The organism is Pseudodesulfovibrio mercurii, from assembly GCF_000189295.2.
GTDB lineage: Bacteria > Desulfobacterota > Desulfovibrionia > Desulfovibrionales > Desulfovibrionaceae > Pseudodesulfovibrio > Pseudodesulfovibrio mercurii.
The window spans coordinates 2,863,209-2,882,676 of the sequence record NC_016803.1; the positions used below are offsets into that span (position 1 = coordinate 2,863,209).

The window sequence follows — 19,468 nt, forward strand, 5'->3', positions numbered from 1 at the left end:
TGCCCTACTCACCCCTTTTAATATTTTCTTTCAAAATCTGCAGCTGAGCCTTGAGGCTGGCATCCATGACCCGGTCACCGACCTTGAGGACGATACCGCCGAGAATGGACTCGTCGGTGGAGAAGGACAGCTCCAGCTTCTTGCCGGCCTGTTTCTCCAACTGGGCCTGGATTGCAGATTTTCTTTCCTGGTTGAGTTCGCTCACCGTGACGAGTTCACCGGTGACGACGCCGGAGACGGCATCCATCATAGCCTTGTAGTCGGAGGCGATGGCGGGGAGCATCTCGACCCGGCCGCGGTCGGCCAGCAGGTCGCAGAAGTTCCTGACCATCTGATCCAGCGACATCTTCTCTACCAGCTTGGTGACGACGGCTTTCTTCTCCTCGGCGCTGAAGGCCGGGTTCTTGAAGAAGGCCATGGCTTCGGGAGCTTCCTCGATGGAAGCGCTGACGGCCGCAAGCTGTTCGCCGTATTTGACCTGCTCGGCCTCGCCCTTGGCGGCGCCGACGGCAAAGAGCGCCTTGGCGTAACGGCGGGAAACTACGTTACCGATCAATTGAGCACCACCTTTGTTAAATAGTCATCCACGAGCTTGTCGTGGTCCTGGGCGCTCAGCTTCTCGGCGACGATCTTCTCGGCGGCGGCGATGACCATGTCGGCCATTTCGGCGCGGATGGTCTTGACTGCGGCCTGCGCCTCGTTGGAAGCGGTGCGCCGGGCCTGTTCGGTCAGCGCGGCGGCATCGTGCTTCGCCTTTTCGATGATGGCGGCCTTGATGGCCTCGCCCTGGGCCTTGGCGTCATCAAGAATCTGTTTCTTTTCCTGGGCCATGTTGGCGATGCTGGTCTCGACTTCCTTGAGCTTCTTCTCGGCCTCAACCTGACGGGCCTGCAGGTCGTCCAGATCATGCTTGATGCCGTCGCGGCGTCCGACGAAGAAGTCCTTCACCTTGGCGCCCGCAAACTTGTACAGCAGCCAGGCGAAGATGGCGAAGTTCAGGAGACGGAGGCCGTAGTCCTTCAGGTTCGCGGCCGTGAAGAGCGCGTGGTGCGCGCCCCCCTCGTTGGCGAAAGCGACGGAGGAGACAGCCAGGGCGGTCAGCAGAACCGCAAAAAACACATACGTCCGTTTCAAGTTGGAACCCTCCTCTCGTCTAAGCCTGGCCCAGGATCTTGCCTGTCGCCTGCTCAGCGTAATCGTAGACATCCTTGGACAGCTGCTCCATGGCGACCTTGACCTCGGACTCGATCTCGGCGCGGGCGGCCTTGATCAGCCCCGAGGCCTCCTTGCCGGCTTCGGCCAGCATGGCCTGTTCCTCGGCCACGCCTTCATCCTTGGCGGCGTTGCGGATCTCTCCGGCTTCCTTGCGCGCCGCGGTGAGCTGGGCCTCATAGTCGGCCACCTTGTCCGCCGCGCTGGCGTTGAACCCTTCGATCTTGTCCAGCTGATCCGCCATCAACCCCTTGCGCTTCTTGATGATTTCGCGGACCGGACGGATCAGCACGATGTTCAGCAAGAAGATCATGACAACGAAGTTCAGACCTTGGATGAAAATTGTTTTGTCAGGTAAAACCATACCTATGCCCCCGATGAGGTTGTGAATTTTGGCGCAAAGTCACTGCGAATTACCCAATTTCGCGCGTTGTGTCAAAGGCTTTTTGCCCTTGACCCCGCGCGAATGCGCACCATCAAAACCGGTCAGGACTGATCGGAATCCTTTTGCGGCTTTACGCTTGCAACGGTGTCCAGGCTGCCCATGACGAGTTCGCCCTCGAGGACAGCGCCTTCCTCGACCACCAGGACCGGAGTCCTGATGTTGCCCTGCAAATTCGCGGTCTTGTGCAGGACGACCTTGTTCTTCGCCTCCACTTCACCCTTGATTCTTCCGGAGAGCACCAGCTGGCCGACCTTGACCTGGCCGTCCACCACGGCGTCCTGACCGATGACCAGCGTTCCTTCGGAAACCACCTCTCCCTGGAAGTTGCCGTCGATGCGCACCGCACCCTGAAAGTGCAACTTTCCGTGATAGTTGGTTCCCGCCCCCAAAAACGCGTTGATCTCATCTCTGGCCATGAAACCCTGCTCCTGAAAAACCTGGTTGTGAAAAAAGGGGCTTGTTTCGTGCCGATCAGGCCTGCTTGAACAGGAATCGGCGCATCGACACATTGAGCACAAGCCCGACGAGGCAAAAATTCACCAGGGTGGCGCTGCCCCCGTAACTGATGAACGGAAGCGGGATGCCGACCACTGGCATCAGCCCGAGGACCATACCCGTATTGATCAGGATTTGCCAGAAGAAATAGAAGAACACGCCGGCCGCGAGGTAGGAGCCGAACAGTCCGCGCGCATCCCTGGCGATGACCACCATCTGGTACAGAAATATGCAGAATAACGACAGAAGAATCATGGTTCCCACAAAGCCCCACTCCTCGCCGAACACGGCCACGGCGAAGTCCGTGTGACGTTCCGGCAAAAAGCGCAGCTGGGACTGGGTGCCCTCCAGGAAACCCTTGCCCCAGAACCCGCCGGAACCGATGGCGATCTCGGACTGGATGATGTGGTAGCCCGCGCCGAGCGGGTCGGTGGTCGGGTCCAGGAAGGTCATGATCCGCTGCTTCTGGTAGTCGTGCAGGAAGAACCAGGACAGGGGCAGCAGGCAGGGGATGGCCACCAGGCAGGTCTTGAAGACCCTCGCGGTCACGCCCCGGTAGAGGATCATGCCGCCCAGGATCATCAACACGGACAACCCCGAGCCCAGGTCCGGCTGCTTGATGATCAGCGCGGCCAGGATCAGGCCCACGCCGAGCACGTAGCCCAGCCGAAGAAAATTCAGCGGCTCGCGCTCCCTGGACAGGATGCGCGCGCCCACGATGAGGATGGCGATCTTGGCCAGCTCCGAGGGCTGGAAGTTCATGAACCCGAGGTCGAGCCAGCGGCGCGCGCCGTAGATGGTCTTGCCCATGAAGAACACGGCCACGAGCAGGATGACCGTGGTCCAGAACAGGGGCCAGGCCAGGGTCTTGAGGTGGCGGTAGTCGAAGAACATGAAGACGAGCATGCCGAACAGCCCCATGAGCCCCCAGAGCAGCTGGCGGTGGTAGTAGGGGGCCATGTTCATGCCCTCCTCGAGCCGGGTGCCGCTGGCCGAGTAGAGGTTGAGCACGCCGATGAGGAAGAGGATCACGGCTAGGCCGAAGAGCGGCCAGTTGATGTACAAGAGCAGCCGGCGATCAATCGGCATTGCGTTTCTCCTTGTGCTTGAGGGACAGGGCGCGCACGGCCCGGGCCTTGGCCTTCCGGTCCTCGGGGTTGGGCGTGATCTTGCCCTCGAAGAGGTAGTCGATGACCGCCTTGATGATGGGTCCGGCCCCGGACCCGCCGTGCAGGCCGTGCTCCACCAGGCAGGCGATGGCGAAGCGCCGCCCGTCCTTCTCGGCGATGGCCGCCATCCAGGCGTGGTCCCGGAAGCGGTAGGGGATCTGGTCGTCCTTGAGCTCCTTGAGCTCGTCGGTCAGCCGGACCACCTGGGCCGTGCCGGTCTTGCCGCCCACGACCACGCCCTTGGTGCGGATGCGGCGGCAGGTGCCGTGGGGGTCCTCCACGGTGTCCACCAGGGCCTGGTGCAGGAACTCGATCTGGTCGGGCCGCAGGGGGATGTCCGCCTGGACCACGGTCTTCTCGTCCTTGAGTAGCAGGGGCTTGAGCAGCCTGCCGCCGTTGGCGATGCCCGCGAAGAAGCGGACCACCTGGAGCGGCGTGACCAGGGTGAACCCCTGGCCGATGGCCATGTTCAGGTTGTCGCCGCCCTGCCAGGGCTCGCCGAACCGCTTGAGCTTCCAATCCTGGTCCGGGATGTTGCCCGCCTTCTCGTGGGGCAGGCGGATGCCGGTCTTCTCGCCGAAGCCCACGGCCCGGGCGAACTCGCTCATGCGGTCCACGGTCAGCCGCCTGCCGAGCTTGTAGAAATAGACGTCGCAGGACTCGACCAGGGCGCGGTTCATGTCCACCTTGCCGTGGCCGCCCCGCTTCCAGCAGCGGAAGACCCGGCGGCCGAGCTTCATGGACCCGGCGCAGAAGGTGGTCTCCTTGGGGTCCACGCCGTCGCGCAGCCCGGCCCCGGCGACCACGTGCTTGAAGATGGAGCCCGGCGGGTAGACCGACTGGATGACCCGGTTCTGCATGGGGTGCAGGGGGTCGTCCCGGAGCTTGGCCCACTGCTTGGGGCTCAGGCCCGAGGAAAAGTCGTTGGAGTCGTAGGACGGGGCCGTGGCCAGGGCCCACAGCTGGCCGGTGTCGGCGTCCATGACGGCCACGCCGCCCGCCTCCTCGGACAGCCAGTCCATGCACAGCTTCTGCAGCTCCAGGTCGATGGACAGGGAGATTTCGTGTCCGGCCTGGGGGTGCTTGAGGATCCGCTCCTTGAGGCGGCGGCCGTTGACGTCCACCTGGTACTGGGTCAGCCCCTTGATGCCGCGCATGCGGTCCTCGAGCATCAGCTCGATGCCCTGCTTGCCCACGTAGTCGCCGAGCGCCAGGTCGGGCCGGGCGCCCAGGTCCTCCTCGTCCGCCTCGGCCACGTAGCCGAGCACGTGCGCGAGCAGGGTGCCGTAGCGGTACAGCCGCCGGGGCCGGAACTGAATCTCCAGGCCGGGCCAGCGCAGCTTGTTGGTCTCGACCACGGCCAGCTGGGCGAAGGTCAGGTCCGGGACGATGATCAGCGGCTCGAAGGGTTTCACCCGCTTGCGGTTCTTGTTGTACAGGGTCTTGAGCTCGAAGTAGTCCTTGCCGGTCCAGACCGCGATCTGGTGCACCAGACGGTCCACGTCCGGGCAGTCCTCGCGGATGATGCCCAGCGCGTAGGCGGGCTCGTTCACGGCCAGGAGGTCGCCGTTGCGGTCGCGGATGAGCCCGCGCGGCGAGGGGATGGACTCCTGGCGCAGCTGGTTCTCCAGGGCCTTGGCCTGGTATTCGTCGCTGCGGTGGATCTGGAGGTACCACAGGCGGATGGCGAACAGGCAGAAGAGCCCCAGGATGAGCGCCTGGAGCAGGACCAGGCCCGAGCGCGGGGCCTGCTGTTCGGATTCGTTATAGAGGTCTGACATCGTGCCGCAGCCTCGCGGGGAAGAAACGGTCCACCAGGAACCAGATCGCGGGGAAGACCACGGCCTGGATGCCGCCCTGGATCAGGATCGGGCGCATGGAGACCTCCAGGTTGGACAGGGAGGACAACCCGTAGATCAGGGTCGGGTGGAGCAGGCCGAGCCACAGGCCGAGCAGCCCCATGAACAGGTAGGAGCGGGCCTCGAAGAGCCAGCGCCCGGCGAAGAAGGCGGCGGCCAGCAGCCCGTACCAGGCCAGGCCGTAGCCGAAGGGCAGGTTGCCCGTGCCCTCCACCAGCAGGATCCAGACCACGGCCAGCAGGACCGTGTGCCGGGGGTCCTCCTCCTGGAGGGACACGATCAGGGCCGGGGCGAAGAAGTCGATGCCCGGCACGGTTCGCTGGGCCCATACGCCGAGCACGGTGTACGTGCCCCACCAGAGCACGGCCAGGGCGCTATTGGTCGGCAGCACCGCTCGCGTCCTCCTTCCCGGCCGCGTCGCCGGATGCGCCCGCGGCAGGGGGTTCGGCCGCGTCCCCGGTCCCGGGCTCGATGCCGGCCGCGTCCGGCTCCCGGCTGAGGAGCAGGACCTCCTCCAGCCCGGCCACGTCCACCAGGGGTTCGGCCTGGACCGTCAGGAACAGGGAGATGTCGGACCGCTGAATTCTGGTCACCCTGGCCACGGGCAGCCCCTTGGGGTAGATGCCCGCCAGGCCCGAGGACAGGAGCAGTTCGCCGGGGTCCACGGCCGCGTTCTGGTTGACGAAGCGCAGCTGGAGCGGCTCGCCGTACCCCTGGCCCGAGAGCATGCCGGGCGAGCGGTTGTTGGCCCCGATGACCGCGATGCGGGAGTTGGGATCGGTCAGGAGCAGGACCGTGGAGGTGGCCGCGCCCGAACGCAGGATGCGTCCGACCATGCCCTTGAGCGAGGCCACGGGCATGTCGTCGGTCACGCCGGAGGCCTTGCCCTTGTCCACCACCAGGGTGTCGAGGGCGGCCGCCGGGCCCATGCGCTGGCCGATGACCCTGGCTCCGGAAAAGGCCCAGCTCTCGGGCGGGCGGAAGCCGAGCAACGCCTCCAGGCGCGCGGCGGACCGGGCCTGGGCGCTCATGAGCATGTTCGTCCGCCGCAGTTCGGCGTCCTCGGCCCGCAGGCGGTCGTTGTCCTGCTTCAATCCCACCAGATAGATGTAGCGGTGCCAGAAGCCGGTGACCTGCTCCGCCACCCATATGCCCGGCTTGAGGATGATCCCGGAGATGTCCAGCCCGGTGTGGGAGGACAGGGCGTCCAGGTGGCCGGTGCGCAGGTTCCAGGTGAACAGGGACAGGTAGACGAACAGGCAGGCCACGATGAGAATCGAGATCTTCTTGAGTCCTCTCATGCGTCCTTCCCCGTAAACTTATGAAAGCGCACAATTGCGGCTTCGGGCAATCGTGCGCTTTCGGATAACCGGTATCGGGCCATGCCGTTAGTCGGTGGTGATGTCCTTGTACAGATCGATGTTGTCCAGCGCCTTGCCGGAACCGAGGACAACCGCGGTGAGCGGGTCCTCCACCACCGTGATGGGCAGCTGGGTCTCGTGCTGCAACAGCTGGTCGAGCCCCTTGAGGAGCGCGCCGCCGCCGGTCAGGACGATGCCCCGGTCCACGATGTCCGCCGCCAACTCGGGCGGGGTCTGTTCGAGCGCGATGCGCACGCCCTGGACGATGCCCTCCACCTGCTCGGAGATGGCCTCGCGGACCTCCTCGGCGGTGATGGGGCGGTTCTGCGGGATGCCGGTGACCAGGTCGCGGCCCTTGACCTCCATGATCGGCTCCTCGTCCCCCAGGGGGTAGGCGGACCCGATGTGGATCTTGATCTGCTCGGCCGTGGATTCGCCGATGAGCATGTTGTACTTGCGTTTGACGTGCTGCATGATCGCCTCGTCCATCTTGTCGCCGCCGATGCGCACGCTTCGGGCGTAGACGATGCCGGACAGCGAGATGACCGCGATCTCCGTGGTGCCGCCCCCGATGTCCACGATCATGTTCGAGGTCGGTTCGGTGATGGGCAGGTTCGCGCCGATGGCCGCGGCCATGGGCTCCTCGATGAGGTAGACCTCGCGCGCGCCCGCCGACTGCGCCGATTCCTTGACCGCGCGCTTCTCCACCTGGGTGATGCCTGTGGGCACGCAGATCATGATCCGCGGCCGGACCAGGCGGCGGGAGTTGTGGACCTTGGAGATGAAGTGGCGGAGCATGGCCTCGGTGACCTCGAAGTCGGCGATGACGCCGTCCTTCATGGGCCTGATGGCCACGATGTTGCCGGGCGTGCGGCCGAGCATCTTCTTGGCCTCGCCGCCCACGGCCAGGACGGTCTTGCCGCCCCGCGAGTCCTTCTTGACCGCCACCACCGACGGCTCCGAGAGCATGACGCCCTTGCCCTTGACATAGACCAGGGTGTTGGCCGTACCCAGGTCTATGGCCAGGTCGTTGGAGAAGGAGCCGATGATTCTGTTGAGCAGGTTACCCATGTACCCCCCGTTCGAAATTCGAAATTTGTCAGAAACCTATGCGTGAAACGCGCTTTCCAATGGGCGGGAAGTGCGCTAGCGTACAATATCAACTGAAGATTCGTACCAAATGAAATCGGGTCTAGCAATATGCCAGCACTGGTTTGCCATTTTTTTCTCAAGATTTTCTAAAAAATATCATGGTTCGCTTCCATCGGTTGTCCGACCATCTCAGAAGCCGGTTCGGCGAGCGGGTTCAGAAGATCCCCTTGGACGCCGGCTTCTCCTGCCCCAACCGGGACGGCACCCGGTCGCGGGAGGGGTGCGTCTTCTGCAACCCCCAAGGGTCGGGCTCCGGCCTGGGCGATCGGGGACTATCCATACGGGAACAGTGGAATTTCTGGCGTGACATTCACGTGAAGAAACACCGCCTGTCGCTCTTCACCGCCTACCTGCAATCCTACTCCAACACCCACGGACCGGCCGAAAAACTGGCCCGCGCCCTGGACGACCTGCGCGGTCTGCCCGGCCTGACCTGCCTGGCCATCGGCACCCGGCCCGACTGTCTGGACCGGGAAAAACTCGATCTGCTCGCCCAGAGCCGCGACCGGCTCGGCCTGGAGGAAATCTTCCTCGAACTCGGCCTGCAATCGGCAAGCGACGCCACGCTCAAACACATCAACCGGGGCCACGACGCGGCCGCCTTTGCCGAGGCCGCCCGGGAAGCCGCCGACCGGGGCCTGACCGTGGTCGCCCACGTCATGGCCGGACTGCCCGCGCCCCACGGCCGCGAGGGCCTCCCCGAACTGCTCGACACCGTGGCCTTTGTCAACGATCTGCCCGTGCGCGGCATCAAGTTCCACAACGTCTACGTCTGCCGGAACACCCGCCTGGCCCGCTGGTTCGAACAGGGGCGCTACGTTCCGCCCACCCAGGAGGAATATCTCCACTGGCTCGGCGAGGCCATCATGCGCCTGGACCCGTCCGTTGTCATCCACCGTCTCAACGGCAACCCCGCCTCGGGCGAACTCCTCGCCCCGGCCTGGGCGGGCAACATGCGCCGGGTCCACAACCTGATCCGCGACCATTTCGAGCGCGAAGACATCTGGCAGGGCAAGCTGAACGGTGCCGAAGACGGCCCGCCCGACTGGTCCGCCAAAACCGGGGAACAGTCATGACCGAGACGTTCGGCGAATGGGTGCGCGGGAACCGATTCGGCCTGCGTCTGGACTGGCGGGACGGGCTGGTGCGCCGTCTGGACGTGGCCTGGGCCGACGACGTGCGCGAGGCCGACACCCTGTCCGCCCATGCGGCCGCGCTCAAGGCGGCCCTGCTGCGCTACGAGGCCCGGCGGGACCCGGACTGGCCGGATCTGCCCTTGGATTTCTCGGGACTGAGCGAATTTCAGCTGGCCGCCCTGGCCGAACTGCGCCGCATCCCCTCCGGGACCACCCGGACCTACGGCGAAATGGCCGCCCTCCTCGGACGCCCCCGAGGCGCGCAGGCCGTGGGCCGGGCCATGGGCGCGAACCCGTTCCCCATCCTCTACCCCTGCCACCGCGTGGTCGGCGCGGACGGCGCCATGACCGGCTTTTCCGCCTCGGGCGGCATGGCTATGAAGAAGGCCCTGCTCCGGCTCGAAGGCGCGGAACAGGGCCTGTTGCCCGGTTTGGAATGACAGCCAGGAGACCGTTATGCGCTACCTGTATTGCCCATTGCCGGAGAATGCCGAGTGCCCGTTCTGCGCCACCGAGGTCCCTGCCGGGGCCAGCGTCTGCACGGGCTGCGGCGCCGTATACGCGGTCAAGCGCCGGGTGAAGCGCATGGCCTTCGGCTTTTTCCTCGTCGGCCTGTACCTGGGCCGCAACCTCGCCTCGGGCCGGATGTTCCTTGTCGCACTGACGGTGGGGGCATTGGGGGCCTGGGCCGTCAACTGGTCGGACTCGCGCAGGCCCCTTTGGCTGCGGGGTGAGCCCTAGCCCACGTATTCGAAGCCGATCTTGTCGATGGCGGCCTTGATGTCGCCCTTGTCGATGGGGGTGGGCTCGGCATAGTCGACGTCGCCGGTCAGGAGATCGACCTTGACGTCCCGTGCGCCCAGTTTTTCCATGGTCTCGGTGACGGATTTCACGCAGTGCTGGCAGGACATGCCTTTGACTTTGACGGTTGCCATGATGGACTCCTTTCGTTGTGGTTCTATCCCTTGAAAAATCTGAGCCGGAGCGCGTTGGTGACCACGGTGACGGAGCTCATGGCCATGGCCGTGCCCGCGATCATGGGGTTCAGGGTCGGGCCGCCGAAGATGTGGAGCAGGCCCGCGGCCACGGGGATGCCGACGACGTTGAAGGCGAAGGCCCAGAAGAGGTTCTGCCGGATGTTGCGCATGGTGGCGCGGGAGAGGTTCAGCGCGGTCAGGATGGCGTGCAGGTCCGAGTGCATGAGGACCACGTCGCCGGACTCCACGGCCACGTCGATGCCCGAGCCCATGGCGATGCCGATGTCCGCCTTGGCCAGGGCCGGGGCGTCGTTGATGCCGTCGCCGACCATGGCGACCTTGCGGCCCTGTTCCTGGAGGCGGGTGATCTCCTCGGCCTTGCGGTCGGGCAGGACCCCGGCGATGACCTCGTCGATGCCCGCGCGTTCGGCGATGACCCGGGCGTTGACCGCGTTGTCGCCGGTGAGCATGACCGGGGTCAGCCCGGCGCGCCTGAGGGCCTCGACGACCTCGGGGGTCTCGTCGCGCATCTCGTCGGCGATGGCGAACAGGGCGTTGAGCTTGTTCTCCGAGGCGAAGTAGACCACGGTCGCGCCCTGCCGTTCATAGTGGGCCACGGCGTCCGGGGCGAGGTTGTCCATGCCGAAGCCGATGTCGTGGTCCTGCATGAAGGCCCAGTTGCCGATGAGGATTTCGCGGTAGCCGACCTTGGCCCGGATGCCCTTGCCCAGGACGGCCTCGAATTCGTCGGGCGCGGGGATGTCGAGGTCCTTGGCCTGGGCGTGGCGCACGATGGCCTGGGCCAGGGGGTGTTCGCTGCGGCTCTCGGCCGAGGCGGCCAGGTAGACGGCCTCGGTCTGGGCCATGGTCCCCCGGATCATGGTGATGGCGGCCACTTCCGGGCGGCCGTGCGTCAGGGTGCCGGTCTTGTCGAAGACGACGGTGTCCAGCGACCCCGCCTCTTCCAGGGCGCGGCCCGACTTGACGAGCACGCCGAGCTGCGCGCCGCGTCCGGCCGAGACCATGATGGACATGGGCGTGGCCAGTCCCATGGCGCAGGGGCAGGCGATGACCATGACGGCCACGAAGATGCGCAGGCTGAAGGGGAAGCCCGCCTGGCCGAGGAAGTACCAGGCCAGCCCGGCGATGAGCGCGGTGAGCATGACCGCGGGCACGAAGTAGTAGCTGATGCGGTCGGCCAGGTTGGCGATGGGGGCCTTGGACCCCTGGGCCTCCTGGACGAGCCGGATGATCCGGGCGAGCACGGTGTCGTTGCCCACGCGGTCGGCGCGCATGGTCAGGGCCCCGGAACTGTTCAGGGTGCCGCCCGCCACGGTGTCGCCGACCTTCTTGCCCACGGGCATGGGTTCGCCGGTGAGCATGGACTCGTCCACCGAGGAGCGGCCGTCGGTCACGGTGCCGTCCACGGGGATGCGTTCGCCGGGCTTGATGAGCAGCAGGTCGCCGGGCTCGACCTCGGCCACGGCGATGGGCACCTGCTGGCCGTCCCGGAGCAGGGTGGCGGTGTCCGGGGCGAGCTCCATGAGCGCCCGGATGGCGTCCGAGGTCTTGAGCTTGCTGCGGGCCTCGAAATACTTGCCCAGCGAGATCATGGCGATGAGCACGGCGGCGGACTCGTAGTAGAGGTCCATGGCCAGGACGTGCGGGTCGCCCAGGCCCAGGACCAGGGCCAGGGTGTTCCACAGGGAGTAGAGGAAGGCCGCGCCCGTGCCCATGGCCACCAGGGAGTCCATGTCCGGGCCGCCGCGCAGCAGGGCCGGGACGCCGTGGAGGTAGAAGTTGCGGCCGGACCAGACCACGGGCAGGGTCAGCAGGAGCTGGACCAGGGCGAAGGTCGCGGGCGAGTGCGCGGGGTCGAGGAAGGCGGGCAGGGGCATGCCCCACATGTGGCCCATGGACAGGACGAGCAGGGGCAGGGCGAAGAGGAAGGCCGGGATGAGGGCCCTTTTCTGGGCGTTCAGCCGTTCCTCGGCCTCCCGGCGGCGTTTGGCGAAGAGGTCGCCCTCCTCGGAGCGCACCTCGGAGGTGAAGCCCGCGCCCGCGATGGCCTCGCGGATCTCGCGGCGCGAGACCAGGGAGGGGTCGAAGACGAACTTGCCGGTCTCGGCGGCCAGGTTGACCGAGGCCGCGTCCACCCCGTCCATGCGGCCGACCACGCGCTCGATGCGCGAGGAGCAGGAGGCGCAGTGCATGCCGCCGATGTCCAGGTCCAGGGAGGCCAGGCCGGGGGCCTCGAGTTCTGGCGCGTCGCTGAACTCGGCCTCGAAGCCGAGGTCCTTGATGCGCTTGCCCACGGTTTCGAGGCCGACGACGTCCGGGTCATAGGACAGGGCCATGCTCTCGGCTGCCAGGTTCACGGCGACGTCGTCCACGCCGTCCATGTTGCCGACCACCTTTTCAATGCGCGCCGAGCAGGCCGCGCAGTGCATGCCCTTTACCTGTGCCGTTGCTTTCTTCATGTTGATAACCTTTTTCAATGTAGGTCAAATATGCGCACTGACGGCCGCTTTGGCAAGGGGGTGGGGGGTATATCCGGGCCGGCGGCGCGTTTTTGACGACCCGCACGGCATTGGGGGGCCGAGGGCTACGGTGGGGGCCCAGTGGTCACCGAGCGGGAATTGGAGCCGGTCTGTCCGGCCCGTCAGCCCCGGTCCAGCCCGGCGGCCACCAGGCGGATCAGGTCGTAGGGGTGCGCCCCGCCCAGGGCCTCGAAGACCGGGGTCATGGCGGTGACGCCCTTGGAGCGGGACGCGCGCAGGGCCGCCTCGATCCTCTCGCGCTCCCCGTCCGGCAGGTTGGCCACGCGGCGGTAGTCTATCCTGCCCATGTTTACGGCCAGGACGAGGTGCCGCCAGATGGACGAGGGCTTGAGCCCGCGCGCCTCGGCCACGGCGTCCACGTCGCCGAGCTCCAGGTAGAGGTCCAGGGTGGCCTGGGCCGTGGCCGTGAAGTCCGGCTTGGCCTCGGCCTCCCGTTTCTTGGCCTCGCGCACCGCTTCGGGGATCTCCGGGATGTTGTCCGGGCGGCCGTGCTCCTCCTCGTGCCCCCTGATGCTTTCGAGGAAGGTCTCGCCGAAGCGCTCCAGCTTGCTCGCGCCCACCCCGCTCATGCAGGCGAACTCCTCCATGTCGCGCGGCCGGTAGCGCACGAATTCGAGCAGGGTCTTGTCCGCGAAGATGGCGTAGGGCGGCACGGCCTGGGTCTCGGCCAGGGACAGGCGCAGGTCGCGCAGCCGCTCGAACAGGGCCTCGGCCTCCCGGTCGGTCAGGACGTCCTGGGCCAGGACCGGGGCGCGGCGCTGCTTCTTCTTGTCCCGTTTGGGCAGGGCCGGGTCCTTGCGCAGGCGCACGGGGCGCTCGCCCTTGAGCACGGGCCAGGAGCGCTCGTTCAGGGTCAGGGCGTTGAAGCGCTCCAAATCCACCGAGCACAGCCCGGCGGCCAGGAGCTGGCGGTAGACCGACTTCCACTCCTCCGGGGTCATGTCCTTGCCGATGCCGTAGGTGGACACGCGGTCGTGGTTGAAGCGGACGATCTGGTCCGTGGTGGCCCCGGTCAGGACCTGGGCCAGGTGGTTGACCCCGAAGCGCTGCTCGGTGCGGAAGATGTTGGACAACGCCTTCTGGGCGATGACCGTGCCGTCGAAGGTCTCCACCGGGCTCAGGCAGTTGTCGCAGTTGCCGCACGGCCCGATGTGCTCGCCGAAATAGGCCAGCAGCGCCTGGCGGCGGCAGGAGGCGGTTTCGAGGAAGGCGAAGAGCGAGCCGAGCTTGGCGTGCTCGATGCGCTTGCGGGTCTCATTGGCTTCGCCCGAGTCGATCATGGCCCGCAGGATGGCGATGTCCTGCATGCCGTAGCACATCCAGGCCGAGGCGGGCAGGCCGTCGCGCCCGGCGCGGCCCGTCTCCTGGTGGTAGGCCTCCAGGGACTTGGGCGGCTCCAGGTGGCAGACGAAGCGCACGTTGGGCTTGTCCACGCCCATGCCGAAGGCCACGGTGGCGACCATGACCACGCCCTCCTCGCGCATGAACCGTTCCTGGTTCTCGAACCGCTCCCGGGCCGACAGCCCGGCGTGGTAGGGCAGGGCCTTGAACCCGTTCTTGCAGAGATAGTCGGCGGTCTGCTCGACCTTCTTGCGGCTCAGCCGGTAGACGATGCCCGCGTCGCCGGGGTGGTGCTCGTCGAGGAACCTCTTCAGCATGCGCGTGGGGTTCTTCTTGGGCACCACGGTGTAGGTGATGTTCGGCCGGTCGAAGCCGGTGGCGAAGACGCGGGCGTTCTCCAGCTGGAGGTTGCGGACGATGTCCGCCTGGGTGGGTTCGTCCGCCGTGGCGGTCAGGGCCAGGCGCGGCACGTCCGGGAAGCGCTCCTTGAGGATGGACAGCTGGGTGTATTCCGGCCGGAAGTCGTGGCCCCACTGGGACACGCAGTGGGCCTCGTCGATGGCGAACAGGGAGGGGCCGCAGCGGGCGATGAAGTCCAGGAAGCCGGGCTTGCACAGCCGCTCCGGGGCCACGTAGAGCAGGTCGAGCTGGCCGTTCAGGGCCATCTGTTCGATGTCCCAGGCCGAGCGCGGGTCCATGGCCGAATTGAGGCAGGCGGCGCGCACGCCCATCTGGGTCAGCCCCTGGACCTGGTCCTGCATGAGGGCGATGAGCGGCGAGACGCAGACGCCCACGCCGGGCCGGAGCATGGCCGGGATCTGGTAGCACAGGGACTTGCCCCCGCCCGTGGGCATGAGCACCAGCGCGTCGTTGCCGCCCATGACGTGGTCGATGATCGCCTCCTGCAACCCGATGAATTCGGGAAAGCCGAAGACCGAGGAAAGGATGTCGCGCGGGGAGGTCATAGGGGGACGAGGGTAGGGGAAAGGGGCGGCGAAGGCAATGGGCTTGAGGCGGCCCGGCCCGGCCCCCATTCCGGCCCTTGCCTTACTGCGGGGGCGTGTATATTCTTGCAGATACCGCAACTGTCTCCGGCCGCGGGCACCGCGCCGGTTTCGTGCTTCACCTGCAACACCGGGATTTTTCGCGGATATGCTCGCTTTCGCCCACGACGACCGGACCGCCGGTCTGTACACCATCACCGTCTCCCAGTTCGCCCTGGTCTTCATGCTCTCGGCCGTGGCCGTGGCCGTGCCCGCCCTGGGCCGCGAGTTCGGGGCCAGCGCCTCCCAGCTCGGGCTGGTGGAGTCGGGATACATCTCGGCCGTGGCCATGCTCCTCTTCCCGGTCACGCGCCTGTCCGACAAGATCGGGCGCGGGACCACCTTTGCCTGCGGCATGGCCCTGTTCACGATCATGAGCATGATCCTGCCCATCTGCCACACCATCAACCAGTTCATCGTCCTGCGCGTCTTCCAGGGCGGCGGCGGGGCCATGATGGTCTCCACCGGCCTGGCCATCATCGCCGATCTCTACCCCGGGGCGGGGAGGGCCAGGGCCATGGGCATAGCCGGGGCCGGGGTCTACCTCGGCCTGTCCGCGGGGCCGTGGCTCGGCGGGCTCATCGTCACCCACTTCGGCTGGCGCTGGATCTTCTACGGCGGGGCCATCCCCTGCGCCGTGGGCTTCCTGCTGACCCTCAAGACCCTGCCCGTGCGCCCGGTCCTTGCGCGCGGCGTGCGGTTCGATCCGGGCGGGGCCCTGTGCATCGCCCTGGGCATGATCCTGCTCTCCCAGGGCGGCTCCCACCTGGACGGCAGGTTCGGCGCGTACATGGTCGTGGGCGGCCTGTTCTTCCTGCTCTGCTTCGTCTTCTGGGAGGGGAGGGCCAAGGCCCCGCTCCTCAGCCTGACCCTGTTCAGCGGCAACCCCGCCTTCTCCCTGGGCTCGGCCGCCCAGTTCATCAGCTACGCGGCCATCTACGGGATCACCTTCCTGCTCTCCCTGTACCTCCAGGTGGCCCGGGGCATGACCGCCGGCGACGCCGGGTTCATCCTCATGATCCAGCCGGTCATGCAGGTCGTCCTCTCGGTGGTCAGCGGCAAGTGGTGCGAGCGCTGGTCGCCCCACCTTGTGGCCACGGCGGGCATGGGGTTGGCGACCCTCGGCCTGGGCGCGGCCATCTTCCAGGGCGCGTTCCCGGCCCTGTGGTTCACGGCCCTGATCCTGGCCCTGTGCGGCGCGGGCTCGGCCATGTTCGCCACCGCCAACATGGCCGTCATCATGGGCGCGGTCACCCGCGAGAACTACGGCGTGGCCTCGGCCGTGGTCGCGGCCATGCGCACCACGGGCATGACCGTGTCCCTGGTCTTCATCAGCGGCGTGTTCGCGGTGGTCATCGGCCCCGCCGCCCTGACCCCGGCCAATGCCGATGTCTTCCTCAAGGCCATGAACGTGGCCTTTATAGCCCTGACCGTGTTCAGCGCGCTGGGCGTGCTCATGTCCGCCAAGGGCCGCCTCGAGGTGCGCAAGGGAACCGCCGACAGGTAGGCGGGTTCGGGGAAGAGGGAAATCGGAAGGAGTGTCGTTCGCGCGGCGTTCCGCCTGCCGCGCAATGCGTAAAAAACAAGGGCCGCCCCGATCGGGACGGCCTTTTTTCTTTTCTTTTAGACCACGCCCGCCAGCATGTTGCCGGGCGGGGGGAGTATCTGGGCCTGGGCTCGGGCGTAGGCGGCCAGGGCGGTCTTGACCCGGCCGGCGGAAGGCCCGTCGTCCGTCAGGGAGGTGTCGCGGTCGCGGTAGGCCGCGCCGTCCACGCCGACCTCGGCGCGCAGGTCCTCCACTTCGGCCTCGGCCCGGAAGGCCCGCGCCTGCCGCTCCTGTTCGCGCACCGAACGGGACAGGGAGGGGTCGAGGACCGTGGTCTCCTCGCGGTAGTCCACGCCGAACTTGCCCAGGCGGAAGCCGAACGACGTGGTCGTCGTCCGTGCCTGGGGCTGCACCGTCTTGCGCTCCACCCGGCGCTCGGCCAGGGAGTCGGTCTTGCGGTACTGTTCGGCAGCCTGCGAGGATATCCTCATGCGCGTCTCCCGTGCCCGGCCTTTTTTTGCGACAAAAAAAGACCGTGGCGTTGCATCAGGCAGCCCGGCCGTCCCTGTGACCCATGTCACGCTCTATCCAGAGGGACCCGTGGTTTTCCGTCTCCCGTCCGTGGGAGTTGGCAAATCCGAATCTTCAGCAAAATATAGTATACGCATTCGGTCCCATTTTGACAACCCTGGCGGTTTGGCGCTACTAGCATAGACCCTGCCGCTGAATATTAGTCGGGGTCTCCGAGGGATGCCATTTTTTTAACCGCAAGAGAGAGCACATGGGTTACACGATTCTGAAAAAAGAGGAACTGATCCCGGGCCAGACCACCATGATGGTCATTGAGGCGCCCCAGATCGCCACGAAGGCCAAGCCCGGCAACTTCGTCATGCTCCGCGCCAGCGAGCACGGCGAACGCATCCCCCTGACCATTGCGGACTGCGACCGGGAAAAGGGAACCATCACCATCGTTTACCTGGTCGTCGGCAAGACCACCGCCGAGATGAACACCCTCAAGGAAGGGGGCGAGTTCGTGGACGTGTGCGGCCCCCTCGGGCGGCCCACCCACATCGAGAAGTCCGGCACCGTGGTCTGCGTGGGCGGCGGCACCGGCATCGCGGCCATGCACCACATCGCCAAGGGCCACGTGGAGGCGGGCAACCGGGTCATCGCCATCATCGGGGCGCGGTCCAAGAACCTGCTCCTGTTCTGCTCCGAACTTTCTTCGTTCTGTCCCGAGGTGCGCATCGCCACCGACGACGGCTCCGAGGGCCACAAGGGGTTCGTCACCGAGGTTCTCAAGGATATCCTCGAGACCGAGGACGAGGTGGCCGAGGTGGTCGCCATCGGCCCGGTGCCCATGATGGAGGCCGTCTGCCGCGTGACCCTGCCCTTCAACGTCAAGACCACCGTGTCGCTGAACTCCATCATGGTGGACGGCATCGGCATGTGCGGCGCGTGCCGCTGCACCGTGGGCGGCAAGACCCTGTTCGCCTGCGTGGACGGGCCCGAGTTCGACGGCCACCAGGTGGACTTCGCCGAGCTCCGCACCCGGCTGTGGCAGTTCAAGAAGCAGGAGGAGGAATCCATGGAATTGTTCAGCAAGGAGTGCCACTGCCATGGCTGAGAAGAAACAGAAGAAAGTTCGCGGCCGCACCCCCATGCCCCACCAGGACCCCCAGGTCCGGGCCGGTAATTTCAGCGAGGTCGCCCTGGGCTACTCCCGCGCCCAGGCCATCCTGGAGGCCGAGCGCTGCCTGCAATGCAAAAAGCCCACCTGCACCGACGGTTGCCCGGTGAGCATCGACATCAAGGGGTTCATCGCCTGCCTGGTGGACGACGACCTCAAGGGCGCCTACGACGCCATCCGCAAGACCAACTCCCTGCCCGCGGTCTGCGGCCGGGTCTGCCCCCAGGAGAATCAGTGCGAGGGCAGCTGCATCCTGGGCAAAAAGCACGAGCCCGTGGCCATCGGCCGCCTGGAACGCTACGTGGCCGACGCCTACGCCGCCGAGTCCGCCTGCGAGGAGGTCACGGACCTGTCCACCTGCGCCCTGGAGCGCGACGACCTCAAGGTCGCCTGCATCGGCTCCGGCCCGTCCTCCCTGACCGTGGCCGGCTACCTGGCCGGACGCGGCATCAAGGTGGACGTGTACGAGGCCCTGCACGAGCCCGGCGGCGTGCTCATCTACGGCATCCCCGAGTTCCGTCTGCCCAAGTCCGTGGTCGCCCGCGAACTGGACGGCCTGCGCAAACTCGGCGTGACCTTCCACACCAACTGGGTGGGCGGCAAGACCATCACCATCCAGGACCTGTTCGACCAGGGGTACAACGCCGTCTTCATCGGCGTGGGCGCGGGCTTGCCGCGCTTCCTGAACGTGCCGGGCGAGAACCTCGTCGGCGTGTTCTCAGCCAACGAATACCTGACCCGCGTCAACCTCGGCCGGGCCTACGACTTCCCCAACCACGACACCCCGGCCTACAAGGCCCGCCGCGTGGCCGTCATCGGCGCGGGCAACGTGGCCATGGACGCCGCCCGCACCGCCCTGCGCATGGGCGCGGAAGAGGTCTCCATCGTCTACCGGCGCAGCGAGGACGAAATGCCCGCCCGCCGCGAGGAGATCGACCACGCCGTGGAGGAGGGCATCCGCATCCGCTGCCTGTGCGGCCCCCTGAGCTTCCACGGCGACAACCAGGGCCGCCTCAAGGCCATGACCGTGCAGAAGATGGAACTCGGCGAACCCGACGCCTCGGGCCGCTGCGCGCCCGTCTGCCTGGAAGGCGAGACCGAACAGATCCCCTGCGGCATGGCCATCATTGCCGTGGGCACCCGGCCCAACCCCATCCTGCTCGAAGCCACCCCGGACCTCAAACTGTCCAAGTGGGGCTACGTGGAAACCGACCCCGAAACCGGCGAAACCTCCATCCCCAACGTCTTCGCGGGCGGCGACATCGTCACCGGCGCGGCCACCGTCATCTCCGCCATGGGCGCGGGCCGACGCGCCGCCAAGGCCATCGCCGACCGCCTGCTGTAGCAGGTCCGGCCGCATGTAAAAAAAGTCCCCCGCGCGGTGCGTGGGGGACTTTTTTGATGCCTCCGGCGGCCGGGGGAAGGGGAGGAAAAACCCTTTGAAAAGGGTTTTTCCTCCCCTTCCCCCGGACCCCCATCCC

General features: G+C 66.5%; 19 protein-coding genes. 6 read left to right on the forward strand and 13 right to left on the reverse strand.

Translation table 11 applies throughout. The annotated features are described in order from the left end of the window. Nucleotides 1-4: 4 nt before the first annotated feature. From atpH to DND132_RS12975, 9 genes are all read right to left on the reverse strand, one after another. On the reverse strand, nt 5-556 hold the full coding sequence (gene atpH, locus DND132_RS12935; RefSeq protein WP_014323199.1) for an ATP synthase F1 subunit delta: 552 nt from the start codon (nt 554-556) through the stop codon (nt 5-7). Next, nucleotides 553-1,134, reverse strand: coding sequence for a F0F1 ATP synthase subunit B (atpF, locus tag DND132_RS12940; RefSeq protein ID WP_014323200.1), 582 nt, complete (start codon nt 1,132-1,134; stop codon nt 553-555). Before atpF ends, atpH begins: the two co-directional genes overlap by 4 nt. A gap of 19 nt (nt 1,135-1,153) precedes the next feature. Next, nucleotides 1,154-1,576 (reverse strand): ATP synthase F0 subunit B, encoded by a 423-nt coding sequence (locus DND132_RS12945; RefSeq protein ID WP_014323201.1) that lies wholly within the window; start codon nt 1,574-1,576, stop codon nt 1,154-1,156. A gap of 122 nt (nt 1,577-1,698) precedes the next feature. Continuing rightward, entirely contained in the window at nt 1,699-2,073 is a 375-nt protein-coding gene (locus DND132_RS12950; protein WP_014323202.1) for a bactofilin family protein, read from the reverse strand. A gap of 55 nt (nt 2,074-2,128) precedes the next feature. Beyond that, nucleotides 2,129-3,241: a rod shape-determining protein RodA gene (gene rodA, locus DND132_RS12955; RefSeq protein ID WP_014323203.1), complete on the reverse strand. Its 1,113-nt coding sequence runs from the start codon at nt 3,239-3,241 to the stop codon at nt 2,129-2,131. Beyond that, nucleotides 3,231-5,102 carry a penicillin-binding protein 2 gene (gene mrdA / locus DND132_RS12960; protein ID WP_014323204.1) on the reverse strand — a complete coding sequence of 624 codons (1,872 nt, stop codon included), beginning with the start codon at nt 5,100-5,102 and terminating at the stop codon, nt 3,231-3,233. The genes rodA and mrdA overlap by 11 nt, the downstream gene beginning before the upstream one ends. Next, a complete protein-coding gene (locus DND132_RS12965; protein ID WP_014323205.1) occupies nt 5,086-5,571 on the reverse strand; it encodes a hypothetical protein in 486 nt (161 codons plus the stop codon). The genes mrdA and DND132_RS12965 overlap by 17 nt, the downstream gene beginning before the upstream one ends. Then, a complete protein-coding gene (gene mreC / locus DND132_RS12970) occupies nt 5,555-6,481 on the reverse strand; it encodes a rod shape-determining protein MreC (protein WP_014323206.1) in 927 nt (308 codons plus the stop codon). The genes DND132_RS12965 and mreC overlap by 17 nt, the downstream gene beginning before the upstream one ends. Before the next feature lie 87 nt (nt 6,482-6,568). Beyond that, on the reverse strand, nt 6,569-7,612 hold the full coding sequence (locus DND132_RS12975) for a rod shape-determining protein (protein ID WP_014323207.1): 1,044 nt from the start codon (nt 7,610-7,612) through the stop codon (nt 6,569-6,571). Between the two features lie 179 nt (nt 7,613-7,791). Between DND132_RS12975 and mnmL the strand changes: the two genes are divergently transcribed. The 3 genes from mnmL to DND132_RS12990 are packed head-to-tail and all read left to right on the forward strand — an operon-like array spanning nt 7,792 to nt 9,570. Then, nucleotides 7,792-8,769, forward strand: coding sequence for a tRNA modification radical SAM protein MnmL/YtqA (mnmL, locus tag DND132_RS12980; RefSeq protein WP_014323208.1), 978 nt, complete (start codon nt 7,792-7,794; stop codon nt 8,767-8,769). After that, nucleotides 8,766-9,269, forward strand: coding sequence for a methylated-DNA--[protein]-cysteine S-methyltransferase (locus tag DND132_RS12985; RefSeq protein ID WP_014323209.1), 504 nt, complete (start codon nt 8,766-8,768; stop codon nt 9,267-9,269). The genes mnmL and DND132_RS12985 overlap by 4 nt, the downstream gene beginning before the upstream one ends. Before the next feature lie 16 nt (nt 9,270-9,285). Next, a complete protein-coding gene (locus tag DND132_RS12990; RefSeq protein WP_014323210.1) occupies nt 9,286-9,570 on the forward strand; it encodes a hypothetical protein in 285 nt (94 codons plus the stop codon). Here the strand turns inward: DND132_RS12990 and DND132_RS12995 are convergent. The 3 genes from DND132_RS12995 to recQ form a co-directional block, all read right to left on the reverse strand. Continuing rightward, nucleotides 9,567-9,764, reverse strand: a complete 198-nt coding sequence (locus tag DND132_RS12995) for a heavy-metal-associated domain-containing protein (protein ID WP_014323211.1) — start codon at nt 9,762-9,764, stop codon at nt 9,567-9,569. The genes DND132_RS12990 and DND132_RS12995 overlap by 4 nt on opposite strands. 23 nt (nt 9,765-9,787) lie before the next feature. Then, entirely contained in the window at nt 9,788-12,286 is a 2,499-nt protein-coding gene (locus DND132_RS13000; protein ID WP_041915804.1) for a heavy metal translocating P-type ATPase, read from the reverse strand. A gap of 182 nt (nt 12,287-12,468) precedes the next feature. After that, a complete protein-coding gene (gene recQ, locus DND132_RS13005) occupies nt 12,469-14,673 on the reverse strand; it encodes a DNA helicase RecQ (protein WP_041916153.1) in 2,205 nt (734 codons plus the stop codon). Between the two features lie 187 nt (nt 14,674-14,860). Here recQ and DND132_RS13010 point away from each other — a divergent pair, with 187 nt between their 5' ends. Beyond that, nucleotides 14,861-16,258, forward strand: coding sequence for an MFS transporter (locus tag DND132_RS13010; protein WP_014323214.1), 1,398 nt, complete (start codon nt 14,861-14,863; stop codon nt 16,256-16,258). Between the two features lie 116 nt (nt 16,259-16,374). On the opposite strand, the gene DND132_RS13015 is transcribed toward DND132_RS13010, so the two are convergent. Beyond that, nucleotides 16,375-16,788 (reverse strand): hypothetical protein, encoded by a 414-nt coding sequence (locus DND132_RS13015; RefSeq protein WP_014323215.1) that lies wholly within the window; start codon nt 16,786-16,788, stop codon nt 16,375-16,377. Between the two features lie 290 nt (nt 16,789-17,078). On the opposite strand from DND132_RS13015, the gene DND132_RS13020 reads away from it, so the two are divergent. Together DND132_RS13020 and gltA are read left to right on the forward strand one after the other, a co-directional pair. Then, the gene (locus DND132_RS13020; protein ID WP_014323216.1) at nt 17,079-17,924 is read left to right on the forward strand and encodes a sulfide/dihydroorotate dehydrogenase-like FAD/NAD-binding protein; all 846 of its coding nucleotides are present in this window, start codon (nt 17,079-17,081) and stop codon (nt 17,922-17,924) included. Then, nucleotides 17,917-19,332 carry an NADPH-dependent glutamate synthase gene (gltA, locus tag DND132_RS13025; RefSeq protein WP_014323217.1) on the forward strand — a complete coding sequence of 472 codons (1,416 nt, stop codon included), beginning with the start codon at nt 17,917-17,919 and terminating at the stop codon, nt 19,330-19,332. The genes DND132_RS13020 and gltA overlap by 8 nt, the downstream gene beginning before the upstream one ends. Nucleotides 19,333-19,468: the final 136 nt, after the last annotated feature.